This window comes from Mesorhizobium sp. M2E.F.Ca.ET.209.01.1.1, assembly GCF_004010375.2.
Taxonomy (GTDB): Bacteria; Pseudomonadota; Alphaproteobacteria; order Rhizobiales; family Rhizobiaceae; genus Mesorhizobium.
Map to the genome: position 1 here is coordinate 60471 of NZ_SADP02000028.1, position 8964 is coordinate 69434.

Sequence of the window (8964 nt, forward strand, 5' to 3'; positions counted from 1 at the left end):
GACTCCATGTTTCGATTCATCCACAGCTCCGATCTTCATATCGGCAAGCGGTTCGGCAACATGCCAGAGGATCTGCGCGGGCGGCTCCGTGAAGCGCGCCATGGCGCGATCAGCCGGCTGGCAGAGCAGGCACGCGTCCATGGTGCATCCACCATACTTCTGGCCGGCGATACGTTCGATACCGAAACGCCCACTCCAGCGATGTTGCGGCAGGCCATGGCCGAGATGAGCCAGAGCGCGCCTCTGCGCTGGATATTGCTGCCTGGCAACCATGATTCCCTGTTGGCTGATCAATTGTGGAGTGCAGCGGACAGCGTTGTGCCGGACAATGTCCTGCTGGCGACGCGGCCCGAAACCCTGACCATTGGCGCGGACGTGGCGCTGCTGCCTGCACCTTGCACCACCCGCAGACCCGGTCGCGACCTTACCGAGTGGATGAACAGCGCCGCGACGCCGCAAGGCGCCATCCGGCTCGGCCTTGCTCATGGCGCTATTCAGAACTTTTCCGAAGATTCAGCAGCGTCCGATGTCATTGCACCAGATCGCGCGACTAAGGCCGGCCTCGATTATCTGGCACTTGGCGACTGGCACGGACCCGTCACCATCAATGAGCGCAGCCGTTATAGCGGTGCGCCCGAACCTGACCGTTTCAAGCATGATACACCCGGTCAGGCCCTTGTCGTTTCCATTGCCGGGCCTGGCGCCGTGCCCGAGATCGTGGCCGTTGAAACAGCTAGCTTTTCCTGGAAAACCGCTCCCCTGCATCTGCTGTCTGGCGACGACAGCGCCGCGGCATTTGAAGCGTTGCTTCCACCGGCTCATCTGCGGCGTCAGACTTTGCTGCGAATTGCCGCGTCTGGCCGGGTGCGGTTAAGTGGGCGAACGATCCTTCAAGCGGCGATCGCGGTAGCCGCGCCCGACTTCGCCTATCTGGAACTGGACGGGGACGGGCTCGCGACCGACTGCGAAAGTGGCGATTTGGATCGGATCGACCGCTCTGGTGCCCTTCGCGAGGCAGCGCAGGCACTGTTGGATGAAAGCAGCGACGAAACCCGGTCGGCTGTCGAACGCGACATATCGCGAGAAGCACTGGTTCGGTTGTTCAGCTATTGCGAGGCGATGGGATCATGAAACTTACGGCCCTTCGGCTCCACAACGTCAAACGGTTCGCCGGGCAAGGCGTCGCCATCGAAAACATCGGCGACGGCGTCAACGTGCTTTGCGCGGTCAATGAGTTCGGCAAATCAACCTTCTTCGAAGCGCTGCACGCACTCTTTTTCCAGCCTCACACGGGCACACCCGAAGGCGTGCGACTGTTGCGGCCTTACAGTGGGGGCAATCCGGTGGTGGAGGCCGACATCACCACTTCAGAAGGACGCTATCGACTTGCCAAGCAGTTTTATGGCGGCAGGCTGGCCAGCGTTATTGACCTCGACGGCGGGCGACTGTTGGCTCAAGCCGATGAGGCCGAAGCCTTTATCGGCAAACTAATCCATGGCGGAAGCGCAGGACCGGCAGGATTGCTCTGGGTTCGCCAAGGGGTCACCGGCATCGAAAGGCGCAGCAAAAGCGAGGAGGACGGCGAAAAACGCGTGCGCGAAAGCCTACTGTCCTCGGTTCAGGGGGAAGTTGAAGCCCTGACCGGCGGGCGACGCATGGCCGAAATCGCCGCGGCATGTGAAGAAGAACTCTATAGCCTGGTTACGTCAACGCTGCGTCCCAAGAGCGGCGGTCTCTATGCGGCAGCGCTCGACGAGCGTGACAAGCTGGTGAAAGACGAGCAGCGTCTCAGCGCCGAAGTCACCGGTCTGCGCGATTCGCTCGACAAGCGGCGCATGGCGTTGGCGCGTCTGTCTGAGCTTGAAAACCCCGAAGAAGGCGCCACTCGGCGGGAAGCCATCTCGGCCGCGGAAGCCGCAGTCGAGGCCGCCAAATCGCACAGCGAAGCCTTGAAAGCCGCCGAGGCGGAAGCTGCCCTTGCCGCAATTCACCACGACGCGGCGCAGCAGGCCCTCGATAGTTTTCGGACCGCGCTCAAACGAGCCACGGATTTGCGCCAGCAGTCGACGATTGCGCAGCTTCGCCGCAGTGAGGTTCTCGATCGGCGCGCTTCTGCCATTGCCGAAAACGAACAAGCGATGGGCGAAGTTCAAGCAGCCGAACTGGAAGAGCGCGAAGCACGCGAATTGCTCGCGCGGCTGGATGCGACTCTTTTGGCGCGTGACGCTGCCGAACAACTGGCCGGCTCGGACAACCGGTTGAAACAAGCCGAAGTCGCCAGAACCCAGATCGAAGATGGAGAGGCAGCACTGGCGATGCTGGCGGTGCCGGAACAAGCTGTCGAGCAACTCCAGGCGCTCGAAATCGAGATCGCCAGCCTTCGTGCAGCTCACCTGGCAACCCTGCCGACGCTATGCATGGAATACCGGGACGGCGCCGCCGATTTGGTGACCATCGATGCCAAGCCCTTGCCCCATGCAGAAGACCAAAGCTTTGCTGGCACCGTACGCCTGGATATTGCCGGCATCGGAGCCTTGACCCTGCGATCGAATCGGCCGCAGCAGGCCGACCGGACCATCGAAGACGCCGAAGCGAAGCACCGCAGCCTGCTTGCGTCCCTCGGTGTCGATAGCCTCAGGACGGCACGCCAGCGCCTAGTGGAAGCGCGCGACAAAGCTACCGAACTGGGCTTGGCGCGTCAGCGACTTGCCGATCTCGCGCCCAAGGGGATACAGCAATTACACGAGGAGCTTGCTCGTCTGAGTGCCCTCGGGGCCGGGGACCTCGAACTCAAAGTCGATCCAGAACAGATCCGGCAACATCATGCCGCAGCCGAGCAGCGTGTGGCGACAACACGCAACAGCGTGCGCGAGGCCTTGCCTTTGCGCAGCCATGCCGACGAGGCTGTCATGGCTGCGGAGACGGCTTATGTCACCATCCAGGCGGAACTGACCAGCCTCGAGGTCATATTGGGACCCGATGCAGCGCGCGAGGAAAAGGGGCGCTTGCTGCTCACCGAGGCCACCGCACGACAAAAGCTGCGCGAAGCGGCCGAAATGCGCGCTGCTCCCCTGCGCGACGGCGCTCGCGATCTCACCAGCGCTGAAGCCGTTCTGCGCCGCGCCCGTTCGGTTCAGGATGCCGCCACACAGGAAGCAAGTCAGTTGCGTGTAACCCTGGCCGATCTCAATGGCCATATTCGCACTCGGTCCGACGACGCGGTGGAAGAAGCTTTGCGCGAGGCCACAGAAAAATTGGAAATCGCTGGAGAGCGAGCGAGACGCTTCGAATTCGAAAAAGCCGTCCTCGACCGGCTGCGCACGACGCTGGTCGCTGCGCGCTCGACGGCACGCGATCTTTATCTGAAGCCGGTCATGTCCGAGCTGCGACCGCTGCTTGGATTGCTATTCGATGACATCTCCATAGTGTTCGACGAGAACACACTGTTGCCACAGACCGTTCGCCGCAATGGTCAGGATGAGGATGTCGATAGGTTGAGTGGCGGCATGCGAGAACAGCTTTCGGTTCTGACACGTCTGGCCTTCGCCCGTTTGCTTGCCCGCGACGGCCGACCCACACCGGTTATCCTGGATGACGCTTTGGTTTATTCCGATGACGACCGCATCGAGCGCATGTTCGACGCTTTGCATCGTCAATCACACGATCAGCAGATTCTCGTTTTCTCCTGCCGCCAACGCGCGTTTGCAAAACTCGGCGGTAACATTTTGCAGATGAGCGACTGGCAACCGGGTCGGTCATAAGCGGAGATCGCGCAGCCTCAGCTAGGGCGACGGCAGATCGTATCGTGTTACGATTGCAATGCCGTTTTCGATCTCGATTTCGATAACTTCATTAATCAGGAATTCCTCTGGGCCAAGATCCTCGAGGAGAGCATCGAAGAGCTCTCTCTGTTTTTCAGGCCCGACCTGAGGGACGACGATAATCAGGCCGGCGTGAACCGGTTCTTTGGCATAGAGCTTCCTGAAGTCCTTAGCATTGTTGGTGACGAAGGTGAAATCCTCATCGATAATGAGCGGCATGAGGTCCCAGTCGGTTTCGCCGCTTAGCCCAAGCCAGTTGACGTGGTTTGCTTCATGTCCGCGTTCTTGGGCTACCGCAACCAGAGACGTGTGCAGGCACTCATCGATCAGAAACCTCACGAGGTCACACGCGTCTCGACCTGGCCGACGGACCTGGGTCGCCCTTCAAAACCACGCGCTTCGACGACTTTATTTTCACGCCCTGCTCGACCAGCTTCTTAGGCCGCCCACGAACCGGGTGCGCGGCGACCCACATTCTGGCGAGCTCAATCACGCGCGGCGTTAGCTTCGGATATCCCTCCAGAACCTCCGCTTCATCTGCGCCCTGCGCTAGCATCGTCGTGATCATACGAACAGGGATGCGGGTTCCTTTGAAGACAGGCTCTCCGCCCATCACCCCTTTAACGCGGCCGATGGCGGCCTCCGCTTCATCAAGATCCACGATGCGCGCTTTGAGCTGTTTACGTGCCTCGGCGACGTCGACGATCAGCAGGTCGTCGGCCCTTACGGTCTTGGCCCTTGGGGCAGCTTTGATTTCCTCGAACAGGCGGTAGCGACGATCAGCGGGCAATGTCGCACCCACGCCATACCAAAGCTTGAGCCGCAGCAAATCCTCGCCGGTCAATGCCCGTCGGACGACCCCACCGATGCGCCGAGCAGTGCTTGGCACAGTATCGACAATGCGTTTGTCGATCGCATTGTGCACGGCCTTGATTCCTATCCCGCTGACGGCGGCTGCCTCTGCGGGGGTGTAGATGCGAGCAAGTGTGCCCATTATTCTTCTCCTTATAAAGAATAATATAGGCCGTTTGACCCCCTCCGTAAAGGCACGCGTCTTTGGAATCACGGCGGTTAGCAAAGGCGGTGGTGAGCCGAGAGGCCTCACAAACCCTTGGGGCTCGAGATGGCAGACTCGGCGCAGTATAATTGCGCTAACTATCGAATTTGCAGTTGGCGACAAACGACACACGAGTTCGTCGCGGACTTTTAACTCTGCGAAGGCGCGTCTTCGAGCGCTTTGAAACCCTACACCCATCTGCAGGCCATCTGTATCAAGCTTTGGACCAAAACCGTTTCCATCGCTCACGAGCGTTCTCTCTGGGGGTCTCAAGTGGGGCTTGCCCATGGCCACGAATTTTTGGGCGACAGCGGTGCAGAGGCCGCATACCGCTGCCTGCTTGACGTCGCTGACCGTGTCCATGTCCGAAATTTGCCTACAAATTTCGGACGCCCTTGGGCGCGCTAGATTCGCTATGGAAAGCTGGAAGCACTCGCAAGCCCGGTGGCCACAGCGTCTGCAGCGCCAAGCTATTCCTCCGTATCCAAACCCGCATCCTCATGGCCACTAGCCAACTCTGGCATAATTTCACCAGCAAGCAGCTCATCTCTGCTCAGCAGCCCGGCATCCTCGAGCGCCTCGCAGTCCGGGAGATCGCGAAGCGTGTCGAGGCCGAACTCGAGCAGGACGCTTTTGTCGTCACATAGGTGTAGGGAGCGCCGGGCGTCGGACTGCGCGGGTTCGACGCGATCAGGCCGGTGCCGCAGATGGCCGATCAGGTCGCGACTGATTACTTCCCGAAAACCGACGACAATTCGGCGCGGGTAATCGGCTGGAAGTGCCGATGCACATCAGCATCAGCACGTCCGACCACGTCAGGTCCACGGCACGCCCGCTGCTTCCGCAGGCGCGGATGGCATCGGCATAGGCCGGCCGTGTCAGGTGCTTCCAGCCGCCGGCGACAGCGACGAGGTCATAGGGCCGTCCGCGCAGCTCTCGGATGTCGTCGATGAGAAGGTCACGGGCGAGCTCGCGGGAGAGACTGCACCGCAAGCGCGTCCCGCGCGCGCGAACTGCTCGATCAACTGATCTCAGACGACGACGAATCTCGTCCAGATTCCAAAAGCGGTGGCCGCAGCGGCGCTTTGCGGGCTCGCGTTACCACAGATCGCAGAACTGTGATCTCGCCTTGTGCCCGAGACCGCAATCTGGGCTCGCGACGAAGCATATCGCTTGCGATCATCAAAGGACGCGTCGACGCCGTCGGTTGCCTTTTCCACCGCCGCCTCACACATCGTGTTGGGGCTGAAGAGCTACCTGCAAATCCTCGCAACGGGCGCGGCCGCATCCTTGATTTTACAAATTGACACGTCTTGGTTTTTAGAAAATGCCACGTGCGATGATGGCGCCAAAAAAAAATGTCACGCGAGATGATCATGCCTGAGGTAAATGGTCCGCCAAAGTTGGGAAAGGTATACCGGTTGAATGGTGGATAGGTACGCCGGATAAAAAGGGCTTCGGGTTCCGGAAGACGAACTAATCGACGGATAGGCGCTGCTCGTGAGGGAAACTGCATGCGCATTACGGTTATGACCATCCAGGGATGTCGGATATGATCTTGAATAGTGACATTGCAGGCCAAAGAGCGGCCGAGAAGCTAGCAGAGGGCCTGAAATCGCAGGGCAAGCAGCAATACGAAGAAAGGTCGAGGGAACGCGAACGAGATGTGTCTCGTTAGGTCGCACGTTGCACCAGGGGTGCGTCGGAAGGCACTCCGCCGTGTCCTGAAGAGGTAGCCTGCACTTGAGAATAGCCACGGTGGTACCTTATTTTCGGCTGTGAAGCACACGAGACCCGCGACGTGAGACCCAGTTGCTCAATACCCAGTTGCTGGGTGAGCGTGCATGACTGCCAACGGAAGGTCTTGCACGCACCCTCGCGATCTTGAGCAATGGTCGCCATGACTTTCTTCTTGCAGGCTTTTGAGTGGCCCAGCCTGCAATCACCAGACCCCACCGACTCTAAAGAGCGTGGCAGACGGGATAGTCGAGGTTGCCCGGCACAATTACGCTCAAGGCTTGCGCCGCCCAGAGGACACGCTGAAAAGGCAGCATGGGCGCGCAAGCACGCCATTCACGAGAGGTTCGACATGAAGACTATGCAAGAAAAAGACATTCCGGCATTCGTGCAAGCAGTTGTGGAGGCCGGCTGCAACATTTGCGCGATTGGCAACTTGGGATATGTCTTTGGCGATGCTGATTTGACGCCGGCGCAACGGAGGTCCGTCGAGCCACAGCTGCGCAGGATTGCTGAGATCTACGGCGAACGCGATCATCTCATGGACGAGATAGCTGTATATCTGCGGTCGATCGGACGCCATGTCGAGGTTGAGCCGAAGACAGGTGTTTCCTGATGGCCGCGATCGATCGCGTTCCGTAGTCGCCATTTCTATTGGGTAACGAGCAGCCGTCTTCCAACCTCTGAAACAAAAAAGAGGTGACCCCCAAAGGCCGCTCTCGAGACCGCAAGTCTGAGCCGCTAACGCATTGCGATAACCAGGCTGTCCGAACTGGGCGTCGATGCCTTCCTCGACCAGGTCGCGGTAGGCGGCGATCTCATCTACCGCATGCATAGCCAAGCCAGAGAAGTTTTCGGCAGCGGAATTCTCGGTCGCTTCCCCTTTTATGACTAGAGGGTGCGGCCGATCCGGCCGCGACGATCTCGCAGGGATTGCCATATACGGCAACACGAACACCGGCGGATCAATACTCGGATAATGGCGGCCGGCTATGTAGCGATCGATCGCGCACCAACATATCAATGCAATAGCTTAGTTGCTTTCAAAGGCGGGTCTCTACGAACTGCAAGCAAGCTAAACGATTGCGTCAACTCTTCCTCGCAGAGCGAAAACTCCGCGCCCACGCGATTTCTCTGCTGGAACAGCGGCACATCCTCAGCGCCAGGACACGGCCGCCGCCGTCGGGTTTTACGAAGCCGGTGATTGCATAAGTTGCCCGCAAGATATCATTGGTATCGGGAACGCCGCCGATGCCGCATCCTGAATAGAGCGGCCGCTTGCACCTGCCAGCCCGACGACCAGATCATATCTGCAACTCCATCTACCTGGACGTGGTGCAAATCACCTCGCTGAAGCCGCAAATCGTCGCCTTCGACCAGGATAACCACATCCGTGACCGCCTGAGCTACTCGGTCGATCTCGACGCACATGGCCGATACAGTTTTTCCATCCTTCACGAAGCGAATGAGACTTTGGCCATTCCAGCCCTGGTCTACGGGGCGTGACTTGTCCCCGATGCATGCGCGAGCTCTCCGCTCGGCCGGCCGCCGGACGTCGCCACCGGCCGAAGGCGCCCGAAGGCGCCCGAAGGCGCTTGACAAAGCAGCACCGGCCCATTCAACTTGAGGCATTCACCAGGGGAGTCCCGGTAAGGGGCTGAGATACTGCTGGCTTTCGCGGCGCAGTGACCCGTTGAACCTGATCCAGTTCATACTGGCGTAGGGACGGTGCAAGCGCTTTGCGGGAGTTTACGCCCGAGGTCCTGCTGCAGCAGGTCTACAGAAGCGTCTTTTCATCCTTCCGGCACAGAACTGGGTCTCCAATGCATGAGCAAAGGAGCCTCACGATGAATGCCCTCACCCCCGCCGTGTCGACGGGACCACTGCCCGCCTCGCGGAAAATCCACAAGCCCGGCGTCCTCTACCCGCAGATCAGGGTGCCGATGCGCGAGATTTCCGTCCATCCGACGGCCGGCGAACCGCCCGTCACCGTCTACGATCCGTCCGGCCCCTACACCGATCCATCAGTCCAAACCAGCATCGAAAAAGGCCTTGCCCGGCTTCGCCACGAATGGGTCACGGCGCGTTGCGATGTCGAAGCCTATGACGGCCGCCACGTCCGGCCGGAAGACAATGGATTCGCCACCGGCGAGCGCCTGACACCGGAATTTCCGATACGCAATCGGCCGCTCAAGGCCAAGCAGGGCAAGGCGGTGACCCAACTTGCCTATGCGCGCGCCGGCATCATCACGCCAGAAATGGAGTTCGTAGCCATCCGCGAGAATCTCGGCCGCGAGGTGATGCGCGGCAAGCTGCAACGCGACGGCGAAGCCTTCGGCGCGGCGATCC

General features: G+C 59.9%; 6 protein-coding genes, 2 pseudogenes and 1 riboswitch. Of the genes and pseudogenes, 5 read left to right on the plus strand and 3 right to left on the minus strand.

Annotation, left to right across the window (positions count from 1 at the left end):
• Positions 1–6 precede the first annotated feature (6 nt).
• Positions 7–1131, plus strand: a complete 1125-nt coding sequence (locus tag EN852_RS31485) for a DNA repair exonuclease (protein WP_126057626.1) — start codon at positions 7–9, stop codon at positions 1129–1131.
• Positions 1128–3761 carry an ATP-binding protein gene (locus EN852_RS31490; RefSeq protein ID WP_126063810.1) on the plus strand — a complete coding sequence of 878 codons (2634 nt, stop codon included), beginning with the start codon at positions 1128–1130 and terminating at the stop codon, positions 3759–3761. Before EN852_RS31485 ends, EN852_RS31490 begins: the two co-directional genes overlap by 4 nt.
• A gap of 21 nt (positions 3762–3782) precedes the next feature.
• Here the strand turns inward: EN852_RS31490 and EN852_RS31495 are convergent, their stop codons facing one another.
• From EN852_RS31495 to EN852_RS42640, 3 genes and pseudogenes are all read right to left on the minus strand, one after another.
• Positions 3783–4160, minus strand: a complete 378-nt coding sequence (locus EN852_RS31495) for a DUF5615 family PIN-like protein (protein ID WP_126057625.1) — start codon at positions 4158–4160, stop codon at positions 3783–3785.
• Positions 4161–4164: 4 nt separating this feature from the next.
• Entirely contained in the window at positions 4165–4815 is a 651-nt protein-coding gene (locus EN852_RS31500) for a DUF433 domain-containing protein (protein ID WP_126057624.1), read from the minus strand.
• Positions 4816–5348: 533 nt separating this feature from the next.
• Positions 5349–5871 (minus strand): annotated as a pseudogene (locus EN852_RS42640) (SMC-Scp complex subunit ScpB).
• An 898-nt stretch (positions 5872–6769) separates the two neighbouring features.
• Here EN852_RS42640 and EN852_RS43395 point away from each other — a divergent pair.
• The 3 genes and pseudogenes from EN852_RS43395 to EN852_RS31520 all read left to right on the plus strand — a co-directional run.
• Positions 6770–7231: a hypothetical protein gene (locus EN852_RS43395; RefSeq protein WP_306283303.1), complete on the plus strand. Its 462-nt coding sequence runs from the start codon at positions 6770–6772 to the stop codon at positions 7229–7231.
• Between the two features lie 662 nt (positions 7232–7893).
• Entirely contained in the window at positions 7894–8121 is a 228-nt protein-coding gene (locus tag EN852_RS31515) for a hypothetical protein (protein ID WP_245454713.1), read from the plus strand.
• A 121-nt stretch (positions 8122–8242) separates the two neighbouring features.
• Positions 8243–8359: riboswitch (TPP riboswitch) on the plus strand.
• A gap of 103 nt (positions 8360–8462) precedes the next feature.
• Positions 8463–8964: pseudogene (locus EN852_RS31520) on the plus strand (phosphomethylpyrimidine synthase ThiC); the annotation flags it as partial.

Coding starts and splice junctions, on each gene's coding strand:
- EN852_RS31485 (WP_126057626.1), top strand. CDS start 7: ATGTTTCGATTCATCCACAGCTCCGATCTTCATATCGGCAAGCGGTTC.
- EN852_RS31490 (WP_126063810.1), top strand. CDS start 1,128: ATGAAACTTACGGCCCTTCGGCTCCACAACGTCAAACGGTTCGCCGGG.
- EN852_RS43395 (WP_306283303.1), top strand. CDS start 6,770: ATGGTCGCCATGACTTTCTTCTTGCAGGCTTTTGAGTGGCCCAGCCTG.
- EN852_RS31500 (WP_126057624.1), bottom strand. CDS start 4,815: ATGGGCACACTTGCTCGCATCTACACCCCCGCAGAGGCAGCCGCCGTC.